Annotated in this window: 10 protein-coding genes; 7 read left to right on the top strand and 3 right to left on the bottom strand. The window is 72.2% G+C overall.

The window, feature by feature from the left end; translation table 11 throughout:
* The coding region (locus BLU79_RS44425) for an ATP-binding SpoIIE family protein phosphatase (protein ID WP_093911743.1) at positions 1 to 1,713 on the top strand (1,713 nt) is incomplete at its 5' end.
* An 11-nt stretch (positions 1,714 to 1,724) separates the two neighbouring features.
* On the opposite strand, the gene BLU79_RS44420 is transcribed toward BLU79_RS44425, so the two are convergent.
* Positions 1,725 to 4,577, bottom strand: coding sequence for a SpoIIE family protein phosphatase (locus tag BLU79_RS44420; protein WP_256333719.1), 2,853 nt, complete (start codon positions 4,575 to 4,577; stop codon positions 1,725 to 1,727).
* Between the two features lie 169 nt (positions 4,578 to 4,746).
* On the opposite strand from BLU79_RS44420, the gene BLU79_RS44415 reads away from it, so the two are divergent.
* The 3 genes from BLU79_RS44415 (at position 4,747) to BLU79_RS44405 (ending at position 7,547) form a co-directional block, all read left to right on the top strand.
* Positions 4,747 to 5,793, top strand: a complete 1,047-nt coding sequence (locus tag BLU79_RS44415; RefSeq protein WP_256333718.1) for an alpha/beta hydrolase family protein — start codon at positions 4,747 to 4,749, stop codon at positions 5,791 to 5,793.
* A gap of 29 nt (positions 5,794 to 5,822) precedes the next feature.
* The gene (locus BLU79_RS44410) at positions 5,823 to 6,647 is read left to right on the top strand and encodes an alpha/beta fold hydrolase (protein WP_093911741.1); all 825 of its coding nucleotides are present in this window, start codon (positions 5,823 to 5,825) and stop codon (positions 6,645 to 6,647) included.
* A gap of 150 nt (positions 6,648 to 6,797) precedes the next feature.
* Entirely contained in the window at positions 6,798 to 7,547 is a 750-nt protein-coding gene (locus BLU79_RS44405; RefSeq protein ID WP_093911740.1) for a DUF4142 domain-containing protein, read from the top strand.
* A gap of 56 nt (positions 7,548 to 7,603) precedes the next feature.
* Here BLU79_RS44405 and BLU79_RS44400 read toward each other — a convergent pair whose 3' ends face one another.
* Positions 7,604 to 8,185: an Rv1733c family protein gene (locus BLU79_RS44400; RefSeq protein ID WP_177001427.1), complete on the bottom strand. Its 582-nt coding sequence runs from the start codon at positions 8,183 to 8,185 to the stop codon at positions 7,604 to 7,606.
* Positions 8,186 to 8,403: 218 nt separating this feature from the next.
* Between BLU79_RS44400 and BLU79_RS44395 the strand changes: the two genes are divergently transcribed.
* Positions 8,404 to 11,469 (top strand): beta-N-acetylglucosaminidase domain-containing protein, encoded by a 3,066-nt coding sequence (locus BLU79_RS44395; RefSeq protein WP_093911756.1) that lies wholly within the window; start codon positions 8,404 to 8,406, stop codon positions 11,467 to 11,469.
* A 17-nt stretch (positions 11,470 to 11,486) separates the two neighbouring features.
* Here the strand turns inward: BLU79_RS44395 and BLU79_RS44390 are convergent, their stop codons facing one another.
* The gene (locus tag BLU79_RS44390; protein ID WP_093911738.1) at positions 11,487 to 12,251 is read right to left on the bottom strand and encodes a sugar isomerase domain-containing protein; all 765 of its coding nucleotides are present in this window, start codon (positions 12,249 to 12,251) and stop codon (positions 11,487 to 11,489) included.
* A gap of 184 nt (positions 12,252 to 12,435) precedes the next feature.
* Between BLU79_RS44390 and BLU79_RS44385 the strand changes: the two genes are divergently transcribed.
* Both BLU79_RS44385 and BLU79_RS44380 read left to right on the top strand, forming a co-directional pair.
* Positions 12,436 to 13,320, top strand: a complete 885-nt coding sequence (locus BLU79_RS44385; protein WP_093911737.1) for a MurR/RpiR family transcriptional regulator — start codon at positions 12,436 to 12,438, stop codon at positions 13,318 to 13,320.
* A 127-nt stretch (positions 13,321 to 13,447) separates the two neighbouring features.
* Positions 13,448 to 17,692: a glycoside hydrolase family 38 N-terminal domain-containing protein gene (locus BLU79_RS44380; RefSeq protein WP_093911736.1), complete on the top strand. Its 4,245-nt coding sequence runs from the start codon at positions 13,448 to 13,450 to the stop codon at positions 17,690 to 17,692.
* Positions 17,693 to 17,709 lie beyond the last annotated feature (17 nt).

The following is a 17,709-nucleotide window of genomic DNA, read 5'->3' as shown; positions in this document are numbered from 1 at the left end:
CGGGACGGTGACCGGCTGCGCTTCGTCGGCGCCGCGACCCGGCGGATCGCGCGCGGTATCGACCTGGACGAGATCGTGATGGGGCTGTGCCGGGCGACCGTGCCGACCTTCTCCGACGCGATCCTCGTCTACCTGCGCGACCCCCTCCCCGTCGGCGACGAACGGCCCACCGGCCCCGTCGTCCTGCGCCTGCGCCGCACGGACCGCATCCCCGAGGAACGGGACACCGACGGCGGCTTCCTGCCCGCGCAGGCCCAGCCGGAGCCGACGGAGCTGGCCGAGTTGTCGGCCCTGACCGCCGAGTTGTGCGAGGTCCGCCCCGGCGGCGCGCTCGCCGAGGTCCTGCGCGGCGTACGCCCCGTCTTCGCCGACGCACCCGCAGCCCGCGCCGCCCTGCCCGAACTCCTCGGCGACGACGGCGAACTGATCATCCCCGACGGACAACGCGCCATCCTCGCCCCCCTACGAGGCCGCCGCCGCGTCATCGGCGCCGCCGTCTTCCTACGCCGCCCCGACCGCCTCGCCTTCGAACCCGACGACCTCCTCGTCGCCGCCCAACTCGCCACCCACAGCGCCCTCGGCATCGACAAAGCCGTCCTCTACGGCCGCGAGGCCTACATCGCCGACGAACTCCAGCGCACCATGCTGCCCGAAACACTCCCCCGCCCCACCGGCGTCCGGCTCGCCTCCCGCTACCTCCCCGCCGCCGAAACCGCCCGCGTCGGCGGCGACTGGTACGACGCGATCCCCCTGCCCGGCAGCCGCGTCGCCCTGGTCGTCGGCGACGTCATGGGCCACTCCATGACCTCGGCCGCGATCATGGGCCAACTGCGCACCACCGCCCAGACCCTCGCCGGCCTCGACCTGCCCCCACAAGAAGTCCTCCACCACCTCGACGAACAGGCCCAACGCCTGGGCACCGACCGCATGGCCACCTGCCTGTACGCCGTCTACGACCCCGTATCCCACCGCATCACCATCGCCAACGCCGGCCACCCACCACCCGTCCTGCTCCACCTCGGCGGCCGGGCAGAAGTACTCCGCGTTCCCGCGGGCGCCCCGATCGGCGTCGGCGGCGTCGACTTCGAGGCCGTGGAACTGGACGCGCCGGCCGGAGCGACGCTGCTTCTGTACACCGACGGCCTGGTCGAGTCCCGGCTGCGCGACGTCTGGACCGGCATAGAGCAACTACGCGAAAAGCTCGCCGCGACCGCCCAGCTCACCGGACCCGACCACCCCCCGCCCCTCGAAGCCCTCTGCGACGAAGTCCTCGACATGCTCGGCCCCGGCGACCGCGACGACGACATCGCCCTGCTCGCCGCCCGCTTCGACGGCATCGCCCCCAGCGACGTCGCCTACTGGTTCCTCGAGCCCGAAGACGCCGCCCCCGGCCGCGCCCGCCGCCTCGCCCGACGCGCCCTGGCCCGCTGGGGACTGGAAGAACTCACCGACTCCGTCGAACTCCTCGTCAGCGAAGTCGTCACCAACGCCGTCCGCTACGCCACCCGACCCGTCACCCTGCGCCTGCTACGCACCGACGTCCTGCGCTGCGAAGTCGGCGACGACGTACCGCAGTTGCCGCGGTTGCGCCAAGCCCGCGCCACCGACGAAGGCGGACGCGGCCTCTACCTCGTCAACCGACTCGCCCGCCGCTGGGGCGCCACCCGCCTCAGCACCGGCAAAGTCGTCTGGTTCGAGGTCGGCTCCCCTTGAACCGCCCCGCCTCACGGCAGCGGCTGCTCCGCCCAAATGATCTTCCCGTGGGGTGAGTACCGCGTGCCCCACCGCTCGGTGAGTTGCGCGACGAGGAACAGGCCCCGGCCTCCCTCGTCCTCGGTGCGGGCGCGGCGCAGGCGGGGGGAGGTGCTGCTGCCGTCGGAGACCTCGCAGATCAGGGCGCGGTCGCGCAGGAGGCGGAGTTGGATGGGGCCGGTGGCGTGGCGGATGGCATTGGTGACCAGTTCGCTGGCGATCAGTTCGGTGGTGAAGGCCAGCTCGTCGAGATGCCAGGCGGCGAGCCGTTCGGTGACCGCCACGCGCGCGTGGGAGACGATCGCCGGGTCACTGGGCAGGTCCCACTGGGCCACCCGGTCGGGGCCCAGGGCGTGGGTGCGGGCGACGAGCAGCGCGACGTCGTCGCCGGGGCGGGCCGGGAGCAGGGCGTCGAGGACGGCCTCGCAGGTCTCCTCCGGCGGGCGGCCGGCGCAGGTCAGGACAGCGCGCAGCCTGTCCAGGCCGGCGTCGATGTCGCGGTGCCGGTCCTCGATCAAACCGTCGGTGTAGAGCACGAGTTGGCTGCCCTCGGCGAGCTCCAGCTCGACCGTCTCGAACGGCATTCCGCCCAGGCCGAGGGGCGGGCCGGAGGGCAGGTCGACGAACTCGACCGTGCCGTCGGGCGCGACGACCGCGGGCAGGGGGTGCCCGGCGCGGGTGAGGGTGCAGTGCCGGGACACCGGATCGTAGACGGCGTACAGACAGGTGGCGCCGACGATGCCGGAGTCGGGGGCGCTCTCCGCGGCCCAGCCCTCGCCGCGGTCGAGTCGGCCGACCAGGTCGTCGAGGTGGGTGAGGACGTCGTCGGGCGGTAGCTCCAGGGAGCAGAAGTTGTGGACGGCTGTGCGCAGTCGGCCCATCGTGGCGGCGGCGTGCAGGCCGTGCCCGACGACGTCGCCCACGACGAGCGCGACCCGGGCCCCGGACAGCGGGATGACGTCGAACCAGTCGCCGCCGACGCCGGCCTGCGCGGGCAGATAGCGGTAGGCGACCTCGACGGCGCTCTGTTCGGAACGGCCCCTCGGCAGCAGGCTGCGTTGCAGGGTGAGGGCGGTGTTGTGTTCGCGGGTGTAGCGGCGGGCGTTGTCGATGCAGATCGCCGCGCGGCCGACCAGCTCCTGGGCGAGGGACAGGTCGTCGTTCTCGAAGGGGGCGGGCTGCAGGGAGCGGTAGAAGCTGACCACGCCGAGGGTCGTGCCACGGGCCCGTAGCGGCACGGTGATCAGGGAGTGGATGCCGGCCGCGAGCACCCGCTCCAGCCGCTCCGGGTCCTGTGCGATCCAGCCGCCCGCCTCGGACAGGACGGGTTCCAGTACGGACTGTCTCGTCTCCAGGGAGCGGGCCTGCGGCGTGGACGGAACGTACTCGACGTGATCGCCGACGTCGTAGAGGTTGTGCGGATCCCGGCGGACGGCCCGGATGGCCACCCGCCGCAACGCGGTCCGGCCGCCGACCGCCTCCGGTTCCTCGCCGCGCAGCACGGAGTCGGGCAGGTCGACGGCGACGAAGTCGGCGAACCGGGGGACGGTCACCTCGGCGAGCTCCTCCGCGGTGCGGGTGACGTCGAGGGTGGTGCCGATGCGGACGCTCACGTCGTGCAGCAGCTCCAGGCGCCGGCGCGCGAGGACGGCCAGCCGGCCGACGCCGGGCTCGCCCACGAGGAGCAGCCAGCCTTCGGCTCCGGCGCCGTCCGGCTCGGGTTCGGGGAGGGTGGAGGTCCGGGGCGGGGATACGGCCGGGTGCGGGGCACCGGTCCCGTCGGGGTACGCGTCCGGTGTGGGCGGCCGGGGAGTCGGGCCGGGCGGTGGGAGTGCTTCGGTGGACTCCGGTGCGGGCCGGGGCGGGGGCGCCGCGGGCCCGGGTGGCGCCGGACGCAGATGCCTCAGGCGGGGCCCGCCCAGCACCCGCACCTCCACCGCGACCCCGCTCTCCCCCGCCGCTCCCCGCACCTGCCGACGCCACAGCATGGCGGTCCGGCCGCTCGGCAGGGTGATCTCGTCGAGGGTGCGGTGCGGTGCGGCGAGGAGTTCCTCGGCCTTCTCGCGCAGTACCGCCAGATCGATCCGGGCGAGGGCGCCGCCGTCCTGGCCGGGCTGCGGTTGCGCGGACTGCTTCGGCCGGCCCGCCGTATGGCCGTCGCCCCGCCGGTACGCGGCGAGGAGCGCGCGTTCCCGTCGGGTGGCTTGCTCCAGCAGCAGGGCCTCGATGTCCCGGGCGGCCTCGCGGACCATCCGCACCATGGCCGGATCGCCCTGGTCGCGCAGGCAGGTGAGATCGAGGACGGCCTCGATGCGCCCGCTGAGCGGGTCCCGGACGGGCGCCCCCGCACACGCGAAGGGCTGCAGGCAGTCGGCGAAGTGCTCCCGGCCGGCGATGTAGACGGGGCCGCGCTCGGTGAGGGCGGTGCCGATGCCGTTGGTGCCCACGACGGGTTCCGAGGCGTCGAACCCGGGGGCGAACTTGACCGCGTCGAGGCGCTCGCGCAGTTGTCGGTCCCCGCCGAGCCGCTGGACCATCCGGCCTTGTCCGTCGCAGAGCGCGATCGCCATGCCCCCATCGGCGAGGGAGGCGGACAGCGCCTTCAGGACCGGGTCGACGGCGCGCAGCAGCCGGTCGTCCAGCGTCACGTCGCCGGTGTAGCGGACCAGCAGCCGGTGCGGCTCCAGCCCGGCGGAGCGGCATCGCTTCCAGGAGTCGAGCACCGAGTCCCGCACGTCCGACTCGACCAGTGAGCCGGCGAGGAACCGTTCGTGTGCATCGGCGAGCCCGCCGATGTCGTCCCAGGCGACGGACAACGGGATCACTTCCCTCACCTGAAGCCGTCCCGGTCGCGCGCGCCGCCGCTCGGCCCACGGCCGGTGGGCTTCCTCAAGCGCTATCACCCTAGCCCCAAGGTGATGTGCCTCACAACGGCTCTCCCGCGGCCTCGCGGAGGGGGCGCGTCCGCCGGCCGAGGGCCGGATACTGGACGTCATGCGGTTACCGCGAGGCGCCTCGTGTCTCGCCGCCGGACTCGCGCTGGTGGCCGCCGCGGGCTGCACCGGAGGCGGAGGCGACGCCGAGGACACGGCGCGCACCGAGACCTCGTCGACGTCACCCCGGACCGGCGGCGAACCCCCCGCCACGACGCCCTCGCCCTCCCCGACGCCCGCCGACCCGGTTTCCCTCCCCGCCCTGATGCAGCGCGAGCACCGGGGTTCCGACCTCCGGCTCGGTGCCGTACGCGTCCGTACCGACGCCTATACGCAGTACGCCGTCACCTACCGCGCGAACGACCTGACGATCTCGGGGATCATGAACGTCCCCGAGGGCGAGGGCCCGTTCCCGGCGCTGGTCCTGGCACACGGCTACATCGACCCGGACGTCTACACCACCGGCCGCGGCATGCCCCGGGAGCAGGACCTCCTCGCCCGCAACGGCTATGTCGTCCTGCACACCGACTACCGCAACCACGCCGGCTCCGACGACGACCCCGACAACGACGTCAACCTGCGGCTCGGCTACACCGAGGACGTCATCGCCGCCGTGCTCGCCCTGCGCTCCGCCGCGCGGCCGAACGTCGACGACGAGCGGATCGGGCTGCTGGGGCGGTCGATGGGCGGTGGGGTCGTGTACAACACGCTGGTCGTGGCGCCGGGGCTGGTCGATGCCGCCGTCGTCTTCGCGCCGGTCAGCTCGCGGCCGGAGCAGAACATCGACCAGTTCCAGCGCCCCGAGGGCGACCCGCTCGTCCAGGAGATCGAGACCGCGCACGGCACGCCGAAGGAGAACCCGGAGTTCTGGCGGCAGATCTCGCCGGTCACCTACGTGGACCGGGTCACCGAGCCCCTGCTGATCCACCACGGCACCGCCGACGACACCTGTCCCCTGGCCTGGACGAGGGAGACGGTCGCCGCGTTCGAGGCGGCCGACAAGGACGTGAAGCTGCGGACGTACCGGGGCGAGGGGCACACCTTCGGGCCGCGGTGGCCGGACTCCATGGACGCCACGATGGCCTTCTTCGAGCGGCACCTGCGCTGATCGGCGAGAGGACGAGGGGAGAACAGGGAATGCCACGGGTCGCGGTGAACGGCGTGGAACTCTTCTACGAGGTGGCGGGCGACGGCGATCCGCTGGTCCTGGTCCATGGGTCCTGGGGCGACCACTACAACTGGGTGCCGGTCCTGAAGGCTCTCACCCGGGACCACCGGGTGCTGGTGTACGACCGTCGCGGACACAGCCGGAGCGAGCGCCCACCCGGGCAGGGGTCACGTCGCGAGGACGAGGACGACCTGGCGGCGCTGATGCAGACCATCGGCTTCGCCCCGGCGTTCGTCGCGGGCAACTCCTTCGGCGCGTCGACCGCGCTGGGCCTGGCCACCCGCCGTCCGGAGCTCTTCCGGGGGATCGTCGCGCACGAACCGCCGCTGATGGGCATCGTGGCCGACGACCCCGGGTCACGTCCGCTGATGGCGGCCACCGGGCGGCGTATGGCGTCCGTCGTCGACCGGTTGCGGGCGGGTGAAACGGTCGCGGGGGCGCGGCAGTTCGTGGAGGAGGTCGCCTTCGGTCCCGGGGAGTGGGAGCGGATGCCGGACCGGGTGCGGGAGACGTTCCGTGCCAACGCGGCCACGTTCGCGGACGAGCAGAGCGACCCGGCGTGGGCCGACCTCGACCTCGGCGGCCTCTCCGGCTACCCGGGGCCCGCCCTGCTGACGAAGGGCAGCGAGAGCCCGCCGTGGTTCGCCACGATCGTCGGGCGGCTCCACGGTGCGCTCCCGCGGTCGGCGACGTACACCTTCGAAGGCGCCGGACACGTCCCGCACGTCACCCACCCCACCGAGTACGCGCGTCAGGTGGCCGCCCTGGTCGCGGAGGGCCGTCGAGCGTCGTAGCGGCCGATCGACCGGTGCCGTGAGCACGTCTCGCGGTGGGGTGTGAGGGACGACGCACAGCGGATCGCAAGTTTTTTCCCGCGGCGGTGATTGTTTCCCGTGATCCATCCGTACCTCAGGGGGTACCGGCCGTTCACGACAGGAGTCACGATGCCCATCTCGCGCCGCATGGTAGGCACCGTCTTCGTGGGAGGTGCCCTCGTCCTCACCCTCTCCGCCCTCGCCTACCCCGCCATGCTGGGCGTGGAGACCACCTCTGCCAACCAGGACCGCATCATCGCCAACACCCAGTACGGCCCGCTGACCGAAGCCGACCGGGACTTCGTCGTCAAGGTCCGCGCCGCCGGGCTGTGGGAGCACCCGCTGGGCCTGATGGCGATGCAGCGTGGGACCACCCCGGCGATGAAGGAGGCCGGTGAGCACCTGGTCGTCGGGCATGCCCGGCTCGACCTCGCCTGCCGCAAGCTCGCGTCCGAGCTGAACATCACGCTGCCGAACCAGGCCAGCCCGCAGCAGCAGCAGTTCGTGGCGACCGTGGACTCCAAGACCGGCAAGGAATTCGACGCCACGGGTGTCGCCATCATGCGGGTGACGCACGGGCAGATCTTCCCGGTCATCGCGAAGATCCGGGGCACCACGCAGAACAGCATGGTCCGTCAGCTGGCCGATCTGGCGAACGACACCGTGCTCGACCACATGACGATCCTGGAGAAGACGCAGCTGGTCAACTTCGACGCCAACAACTTCCAGCAGACCACGCCGCCGAAGCTCCCCAAGGACCAGATGACGCCGCCCGCGCCCCAGCCGGGTGCGCCGGTGCTCACACTCGCCATCCCCAAGGGCCTGGAGGACCTGAACACCGCGTCCCCGTCGGCGCTGCCGAGCGCGGACGTCAAGTGACAGCGACAGCGCCCCGGAGCGACGCCGGGGCGCTGTGAGTCCAGCGGGACGCCGTATCAGCCCGTCTTCCACCCCCACGGCGTGTCCAACCGCTCCCACTCCGCGGCCCACTGCTCCAGCCGCCGTCGCTCCAGCCCCAGGCGTACCGTCCAGGAGAACCCGAGCACGACGCCGCCGGCCGCCCCTGCGGCCAGGACGCCTCCGGCGATCGCGTGCAGCAGGATCTCGGTCTCGGACAGCGGCTCGTTGACGACCACACCGTTGCGGTCCGTCCACACCTCGACCTTGCTGCCCGCGTGGGTCTTGGGCGGCACCCGTGCCTCGTCGGTGCGGATCGTGCCGTCGGGGTCGGTCCAGCGGACCGTGCCCCACACGAGATGGTCGGTGGTGACCTGTGAGGCCCCCGGGGCCTCCGTGCCCTTCACCAGTACGGCTGTCACCTGGTGGCTCCTGGCCCGCTGCTCCTCGGCGGAGTGGGTGACCGCGTCCGCCGCCACCACCCCCGCGAACAGGGCGCCGGCCAGCGCGAACACCCACGCGCACAACACGACCCAGGCCTCGACGAGGTCACTGCGCCGCCGCAGCGGACTGCGTCGCCACCGCCACAGCCGCACCCTGGGGCGCTCCGAAGCAGCCATGCCGACACCCCCTTGAGCACCGACGGCACATATCTCCAGTGTGCGCCCCCTGCGGCAGGCTGCCTCCTCAACGAATCCACTTCGAAGGCATTCAACGAACCCGCAACGAAGCCATTGAATGAGGCATTCATCATCCCTAGCATCTCCCGGTGGATACATTCACCCCGGGAGGATCCTTGCTGCCGTCCCTTCGTGTCAGACATCCACACCGACCGCTCATATCGGCCACCGCAGCCCTGCTCCTGACCCTCGGCCTCACCGCACCCGCGGCGAGCGCCGCGCCCGAACCCTCCGCCCCGCCCCCGCAGGTCTGGCCGACGCCCCGGAGCATGCACACGGGCCCGGGCCGGCTCACCGTTCCGGACAAGGTCGTCGAGGTCGTCGGCCCGGACACCGACCCCTCCGCCCGGCGCCTCGTCACATCGGTCCTGCGCGACGCCGGCGCCCGACGCATCGTCACCGTGCCCGCGGGCGAGAAGCCACCCGCCTCCGCCCTCACGGTCTACCTCGGTGGCCCCACCGAAAACACCGCCACCGGGCGGGTGTTGGGGCAACTCGGCGCCAAGTCCCCGGCAGGGCTGCCCTCCGGCGGCTATGTCCTCGCCTCCGGCCGCTCCCACGGCCGCGGCCTCGTCGCCCTCTCCGGAGTCGACACCACCGGCACCTTCTACGCGGCCCAGACCCTGCGCCAGCTCGTCACCAAGAACCACGTGCCCGCGGTGAACGTCCGCGACTGGCCCACGGCCGCCCTGCGCGGAGTCATCGAGGGCTTCTACGGCACCCCCTGGTCGCACGCCGAACGCCTCGCCCAACTGGACTTCTACGGCCGTACGAAGCAGAACGTCTACGTCTACTCCCCCAAGGACGACGACTACCTCCGAGCCCGCTGGCGCGACGAGTACCCGCCCGCCGAACTGGCGAAGCTGAAGGAGCTGGTCGACCGGGCCCGCGCCAACCACGTCCGCTTCACCTACGCCCTCTCCCCCGGGCTCTCCGTCTGCTACTCCTCCGCCGCCGACATCAAGGCGCTCACCACCAAGTTCGACTCGCTGTACGCCATCGGCGTGCGCTCCTTCGCAATCCCGCTGGACGACATCAGCTACACCAAGTGGAACTGCGCCGCGGACGAAGCGGAGTTCGGCACGGGCGGGGGCGCGGCGGGAGCCGCGCAGGCCCATCTGCTCAACACGGTGTGGCGGGAGTTCAGCGCCGAGCACCAGGACCTGGAGCCCCTGGAGATGGTCCCCACCGAGTACTCCGACCTCGCCGACTCGCCGTACAAGAAGGCGCTGCGCGAGAAGCTCGACCCGTCCGTGGTCGTCGAGTGGACCGGCGTCGGCGTGATCGCGCCGACCATCACCGCAGAGCAGGTCGCACAGGCACGTGAGGTGTACGGCCACCCGATCCTGGTCTGGGACAACTACCCGGTCAACGACTACGTCACCAGCCGCCTCCTGCTGGGCCCCTACACGGGCCGCGAGCCGGGCGTGGCGAGCGCCGCGACCGGGGTGACCGCCAACCCGATGGTCCAGGGCGAGGCGAGCCGGATCGCGCTGTTCACCTCGGCCGCGTACCTCTGGAACCCGGACGCCTACGATCCCCGGGCCGCGTTCCTCGCCTCCGTACGGGATCTCGCCGGGCCGGGAGCATCCAAGTGGCTGCGCATCTTCGCCGAGAACAACTACTCCTCCCAGCTCGACCCGACCGAGTCCCCCACCCTCACCGCCCTCATCGCCGCCTTCCGCAAGGCCTATGAACAGGACAGCGGGCTCGATCGGGCGGCTGCGCGGCTGAAGTCGCACTTCACCGACATGGCCGCCACCCCGGCCCAGCTGCGCGCCCGCCTCGACAACCCCGGGTTCCTCGCGGAGACCTCGGCCTGGCTGGACAAGCTCGGCCGCTACGGCACCGCGGGCGAGACGGCCGTGGAACTGCTGCTCGCGGGCAAGCGCGGGGACGCCGACGCCGTGTCGACGTACTGGAACCGGCTCAGGGGCGAGCGCAAGGCGCTGGACGCCATCCCCCAGCAGGTGTCCCCCGGAGTGATGGACCAGTTCCTCTACACCACGCTGCTGGAGAACGCCCCCGATGCCGGTGTCGACGCCGCCTTCACCCCCAACTCCCTTTCGCTGAAGCCGGGTTCATCGCAGACGGTGACCCTGGACCTGTCCGACGAGCGGTCCACGTCCGCCAGGACGGTCACCTGGAGGCTGGACGTGCCCGACGGGGTCACGGCCTCGCCGAGCGAGGGCAGCGTGACCGTCCCGGCCGGGGGCAGCGCCTCGGCCACCGTCACGCTGACCGCCACCGCGCCGGGCGTGCACTCCGTCGTCGTCTCGGGTGACGGCATCCTCACCCGCGCGATCCCGGTCCAGGTCACGGACGGCACCGGCACGTCCCGCGCCCTGACGGCCAACTTCAGCGGCGCGTCGGTCAGTTCGATCGACCTCGGCTCCGGTACGACCACGGACATCGCCGTCGGCAACAACCCCGGCGAGGTCGTCGTCAGCGCGGACGGGCGCACCGCCTACGCCGCCAACCAGGGCTCGAACACGGTCAGCGTGATCGACGTGGCGCGGAGCACGGTCACCGCCACGGTCGCCGTGGGCCGGGTCCCGGCCGGGCTCGCTCTCACCCCGGACGGCGGCACGCTCTGGGTCGCCAACTACACGGACGGCACGGTCCAGCCCGTGGACACGCAGACGCTGAAGGCGGGGGCACCCGTCGCGGTCGGCTCGGGTCCGGAGAACATGGCGGTCACGCCGGACGGCAGGACCCTGTACGTGGCCAACATCCACGACAACACGGTGAGCCCTGTCGACCTCGCCTCCGCGAGCGCCGGGAAGGCCATTCCGGTCGGCCCCCGGCCCTTCAACGTCGTCGCCGCGCCGGACGGGAGGACGGTGTACGTGTCCAACTCCGGCGGCTCGACGGTGACTCCGATCGACACGGCGACGAACGACACCGAGCCGACCCTGCTGGTCTCCGGTCAGGCCTATGGGCTCGGTCTGTCGCCGGACGGCCGGACGCTGTGGGTCAGCCCCAGCACCGGGGACTACGTCACGCCCGTCGACACGGTGAGCGGCGCCCCGGGAGCGAAGGTGACGGTCGGGCGGTCCGCCTTCGACGTCGGTCTGGACTGGAGCGGCGGCACGGCATACGTCACCACGGCCGACGCAAGCGCCCTGGTCCCGGTCGACACCGCGTCGGGCGCGACCGAGGAGCCCTTGCGGACAGGGGCCTATCCGCTGGCCGTGGCGCTGACGCCGGTACCCGTGGAGTGATCAGCCCCCTGGAGTGATCAGCTTGCGGTGCGCCGGATCCGTCCGGCGTACCGCTTCTCCAGTTCCAGGTTGCCCTCGAAGCCGCCCGGCACATTGGCGGAGACGTAGACCGGCGGGTGCTCCCCGGTGGCGAGGAGCTGGGCGGAGGCCTCGGCCACGGCCATCTGGACGAGCATCACACCGGTCAGCGTGGACAGGGCGCAGACGGCGCCGCCCTCGGGGAGATCCAGCAGTGCGTCGCCGCGCGGGGCCCGGTTGTCGAGGACGACGTCGGCGAGGTCGGCGAGCTTCTTGCCGCTCGGATGGCCGGCGGGGACGGCGCGGGTGTGGGAGAGGGAGGTGATGGCGAGGAGGCGGTGGCCGCGTTCCTTGGCCTGCAGGGCCATCTCCACGATCACGTTGTTGACCCCGGAGTTGGAGATCACGACGAAGAGGTCCTGGGGACGCGGTGCGGCGAGGTCGTAGATGCGGGCGGCGACCCCCGCCTGACGTTCCAGGAGCGGATCGTCGAGGACGGTCGGCGCGTCGCCGCCGTACAGGACGAGGTCGGCGATGCTCAGCCGGTTCGTCGGCACCAGCCCGCCGGCCCGGCCGGCGAGTTCGAGGACGATGGCCTGGGAGTGGCCGGTGCCGAAGGCCTGGAGCACGCCGTCCGCGCGCACGCAGTCGGCGATCAGCTCGGCGGCGCGGGTCACGTCGTCGCGGGCGGACTCGGTCAGGCGGTCGAGGACGGCCATGCTCTCGCGTGCGAAGCGCCGGGCGCTCACGGACTCGTCGGACACGCGTCACTCCCCACCGGTGGATTGAACCACCTCGTACTCACCCATCGATGAATCAATAAATCACACACCGGTTGGTACGGGCAATGAAGCGGAACGAGCAATGAAGCGGTGCGGACCATTGAGCCGTACTCCTCGGTCCTGGTATTCAAGCTGTGCGCCAAAGGGTGGCTGATACCTTCTCTGCATGCCCTCGACGGACGTCACCACACTGATCCGCACCGAGCTGCCCCGGCTGGCCGGCTCCCTGCGGAAGGTCGGCGAGCTGATCCTGGAGGATCCGGCCGCCGTCACCCACTGCTCGGCCGCCGAGCTGGGCCGCCGCACCGGCACCTCGCAGGCGACGGTGACCCGCTTCTGCCGGGCCATCGGCCTCGACTCCTACCAGCATCTGCTCATCGAGCTGGCCCAGGAGCGCGGCCGTGGCGAGGTCTCCGACTGGGGCACCGCCGAGATCGGCCCGGACATCTCGCCCGACGACAGTCTTGAGCGGGTCGTCCAGGTGGTCGGCAGCGCGGATCTGCGCGCGATCCAGCAGACCATCGAACGGATCGACCTGGACGCGCTGGAGCGGGCGGCCCAAGCCCTGGCCCGCGCCCGCCGCATCGACGTCTACGGCGTGGGCGGCAGCGGCGCGGTGGCCCAGGAGACGGAGACGCGGCTGTTCCGCATCGGCTGCCAGGTCCGCGGCTGGACCGAGGTGCACGGCGCGGCCACCTCGGCGGCCCTGCTCACCCCCGCCGACGTGGCCATCGGCATCTCCCACTCCGGCGCCACCCGCGAGACCCTCGAACCGTTCGAGATGGCCAAGGAGCGGGGCGCCACCACCATCGCCATCACCACCGACCCGCGCTCTCCCCTGGCCAAGGCCGCCGATATCCGGCTCATCTCGTCCACCTCGGAGACCAGCTTCCGCACCGGCAGCATCGGCGGCCGGCACTCCGTCCTGATGATCGTCGACTGCCTCTACGTCCGGGTCGGCCAGGTGTCCTACCAGCGGGCGAGCGCCTCGCTGGCGCTGACCGACCACATCACACCGCAGCACGCGGTGAAGTCGCGCCGGGCGCGCTGAGCCTGTCCAGACGGTTCAGTCCGGCCGGGACTGCATGGATGAACCACCGAGGAAACATACAGATGGTTGTTTGAACCATCTCCTCGGTGCCAGGATGGGGCTCCCCACGAGCACTCGTAGGAGCCCCATGCGCGTCATCTCTGTCGAGTCGACCGAACTGTTCGTCGGTACCGAGGACGATCCGCTCCAGGTGGTGAGTGCCGAGATCGGGCACGTCCCCGGCCGGACGGTCCGCCTCACCGTCGAGGGGCCGGGGGTCCACGGCAGCGCCGAGGCGACCACGGGAGACGACGGCACCGTACGCGCCGAGATACCGGTCACGACCGACCTCGCCCCCGGTGACCGTACGCACGTCAGGGTCACGGCCACGGACGCCGACGACCCGGCGCACACCGCGGAGCACTCCGCCCCGTTCACGGCCGCCGAGCCCGGCTGGACCATGTTCATGGTCAGCCACTTCCACTACGACCCGGTCTGGTGGAACACCCAGGGCGCCTACACCGAGACCTGGGACGTCGCCGACGACCCCGCCACCACCGGACTGCCCGCCCGCACCTTCGACTCGCGCGGCCAGTCCGGGATGAGCCTGGTGCGGGCCCACTGCGATCTGGCGCGGCGCGACCCGGCGTACACCTTCGTGCTCGCGGAGGTCGACTACCTCAAGCCCTACTGGGACGCCTTCCCGGAGGAGCGCGCCTTCCTGCGCCAGCTGATCCGCACCGGTCGCGTCGAGATCATGGGCGGCACCTACAACGAGCCCAACACCAACCTCACCGGCGCAGAGGCGACCGTACGCAACGCGCTGTACGGCGACGGCTTCCAGCGCGGCATCATCGGGGCGTCCCCGGAGACGGCCTGGCAGCTGGACGCGTTCGGGCACGATCCGCAGTTCCCGGGGCTGATGGCGGACGCGGGGGTCAGCTCCAGTTCCTGGGCGCGCGGGCCCTTCCACCAGTGGGGGCCGACCCTCTCCGTGTTCGGCGAGGAGCCGCGGGATCCGAACCGGATGCAGTTCCCGGCGGAGTTCGACTGGATCGCCCCCTCGGGGCGCGGGATCCTGACCGCCTACATGGTCAACCACTACGGCGCCGGCTGGGCGATCGACAACGCGCCCACCCTCCCGGAGGCGGAGGCGGCCGCGCTCAAACTCTTCAAGGGGCTGAAGCAGGTCGCCCTCACCCGTAACGTCCTGCTCCCGGTCGGCGGTGACTACGCGCCGCCGTGCCGCTGGGTGATGGGCATCCACCGGGACTGGAACGCCCGCTACGTCTGGCCGCGCTTCGTCAGCGGCATCCCGAGGGACTTCTTCGCGGCCGTGCGGTCGGAGCTTGAGTCGGAGGGCCGCAAGGCGTCCCCGCAGACACGGGACATGAACCCGATCTACACCGGCAAGGACGTCTCCTACATCGACACCAAGCAGGCCCAGCGCCACGGCGAGACGCTGCTCGCCGACGCGGAGGCCTGGGCGACGCTCGCCTCGCTGCTCACCGGGCACCCCTACCCGGACGCGGCGCTCGACAAGGCCTGGCGGCAGCTGATCTACGGCGCCCATCACGACGCCATCACCGGCTCGGAGTCGGACCAGGTCTACATCGATCTGCTCACCGGCTGGCGGGAGTTGTACGACCTCGCCGAAACCGTGCACGCCGACGCGACCGACGCCCTCGCGGGCAGGGTCGCCCAGCTTCCCGGCGGCACACCGGATTTGGTGGTCTTCAACGCGGCGACCTGGGAGCGGCGCGACGTGCTGGCGGTCGAGGACCCGGGGCTCGTCCCGCTCGACGACACCGGACTGCCGCTGCCCGCCGTACGGGAGGACGGCGAGCTCCGTGTCGTCGTCCCGGAAGTGCCCGGCATGGGCCTCAAGGCGCTCCCGCTCGCGGAGGGAACCGTCGCCGAGTGGACGCGCGCCGAAGGCGCCACCATCCGCAACGAGTTCTACGAGGTGACGGTCGACCCCGCGCGCGGAGGAGCCGTCAGCAGCCTGCGGGCGCTGTCAGAGGACGGCCGGGAACTGCTGCGCGCGGGCGACATCGGCAACGAGCTGGTCGTACAGGAGGAATACCCGAGGCACCCGCGCTTCGGCGAGGGCCCCTGGCACCTCACACCGACCGGTACGACGGCCGCCCGCAGCCGGGACGTCACGGCCGACATCGATGTCGAGCACTCCCCCGCCGGAGCACGCATCACCGTCCGCGCCGACCTCGGCCTCTTCCGCTACACCCAGCGCCTCACCCTCTGGAAGGGCGTCGACCGCCTCGACCTCACCACCACCATCGACGGCTACCACGGCGCCGACCGCCTCATCCGGGTCCGCTGGCCCTCCGACGTGCGCGGCGGGCTGCCGGTGCACGAAGTGGCGGACGCGGTGATCGGGCGTGGGTTCGGGTTCGTGGAGGTGGACAGCGAGCAGTTCCCGTGGACGCTGGACAACCCGGCCAACACCTGGTTCGGGCTGGGGTCCACCGCCCGGGTCGCGGTCGCCGACGGCTCCGGCCGTCCGCTCGGTGAACGGTCGATCGGTGTCGCCGAGTTGGTGTACGCCTCCTGGGACGAGGCCGGTGAGCTGGGCACCGGGCTCGCGGCGGCCCTGGTGCGCGTGGGCGTGACGGCGACCTCGACGATCGCCGGGGGCCCGCGCTACGGCGACCTGGAGGTCGACTCCAACCTGCCCGACATCCGGATCGCGGTCGGCGCGCCGGAGCGCAACTCGCTGGTCGCCGAGGCCCTCGGCTGGGACCCCGCGGCCGGGCGCGAACTGCGCCGACAGCTCACCGAGCGGGGCGTGGCCGCCGTCTGGGTCGCGCCGCGCGCCTCGCTGCGGGAGGAGTGGGTGCCCGGCGCCGACCTGCGCGACCTGGAGCGACTGCCGCTGCTCGTGGTGGCGGGCGCCCGGCCCGAGGACGACGCCAAGGCCGTGGACGCGCTGATCGCCGATCTGGACGACGCGGTACTGCGGGCCACGGCGGCGGGCAGCGGGGAGGCGTTGCCGCCCGGCGACGCGTGGGACGGCCGCAGCTTCGCGGTCCTGAACCGGGGGACGCCGGGCTGTGTGGTGACCTCGTCGGGCGACCTCTACATGTCCCTGATGCGTTCCTGCACGGGCTGGCCCTCCGGCATCTGGGTCGACCCGCCCCGTCGCACGGCGCCCGACGGATCCGCGTTCCAGCTCCAGCGCTGGTCCCACACCTTCGAGTACGCCGTGGTCGCGGGCGCGGGCGACTGGCGCGAGCTGCGACTGCCACAGGCCGGGCATGCCTTCAACCATCCGCTGACCGCGCGGTTGCGTCAGACGGCCGCGGAGGATGCCGTACTGCCCAGGAAGGCCGTGCTGTTGGGCCTCGATCCCGCCGGGGAGGTGCTGCTCGACGCGCTCAAGCCGGTGGGGTCACCGCTGGCGCGCGGGAGTGTGGCGGCGGTCGATCCCGGGCGGGGCGTCGTCGTGCGGGTGCACGAGGTGAACGGGCGGCCGGTGCGGGCTCGGGTGATTGGGCCTCGGGAGTGGACGGACGGTGCGCGGGCGGACGTACTGGAGCGGCGGGGTGAGCCGCTTGCACCCGGCGACGCGGGGGCACTCGAACTCGACCTGACCGGCTTCGAGGTGACGACCCTGCTCGCCACGGCCGCCGAAACGGAGCCCTCACCCGGCCCCGGCATCGCCGCCCACGAACCGGCCCAGCCCGTCCCCACCCGCTACTGGCTCCACAACTCCGGCCCCGCCCCACGCGGCAACATGCCGGTAGCGGTCTACATCTCGCCCACCACCCTCACCGTCGCCGACGCCCCCGTCCCGGCGACGGTCCGGATCAGCTCGGAACTGACCGACGTCCCGGTGTCGGGCACGGTGACCCTGCACGCCCCGCCCGGCTGGTCCGTCGAGCCGGCGGAGCTGCCGTACGCGCTGGGACCGGGCGGGTTCACGCTCACCGAGGCCACGGTGACACCGCCGGACGGGGCCGAGCCCGGGCGGCACTGGCTCGCCGCCCGGCTGACGTATGGCGGGCAGACGTACGAAGACGTCGTGGCGCTGGATGTGGGGGACGGGCACAGGGGTCCAACGCTGGTCACAGAGCTGGGAGTCGGTCGGGTCACCGTGCGCCGGGGCGAGCGGGCCCGGGTCCCTGTGACCCTGCGCAACCCGACCCGGGGCCCGGTGAGCGGCTCGCTCTGGGCTGTCTCCTCGTGGGGGACCTGGGCGGGTGTGACGCCGGGCTGCCAGGGCTTCACCGTGGCAGGCGGGGAGCGGCTGGAGTGCGCGATCGAGGTGGACGGCGGGGCGGTGCCACCGGGTTCGTACTGGCTGATGGCGAAGGTGGGCTGGCACGGGTGCGTGGCGTATACGGCGGCTGTGGAGCTGGAGGTGACGTCGTGAGGGAGCACGCCTCAGGT

It is taken from the genome of Streptomyces sp. cf386 (assembly GCF_900103585.1).
GTDB lineage: Bacteria > Actinomycetota > Actinomycetes > Streptomycetales > Streptomycetaceae > Streptomyces.
Note: the sequence above shows the minus strand (reverse complement) of the source record. Positions and strands in the feature narration are given on the sequence as shown.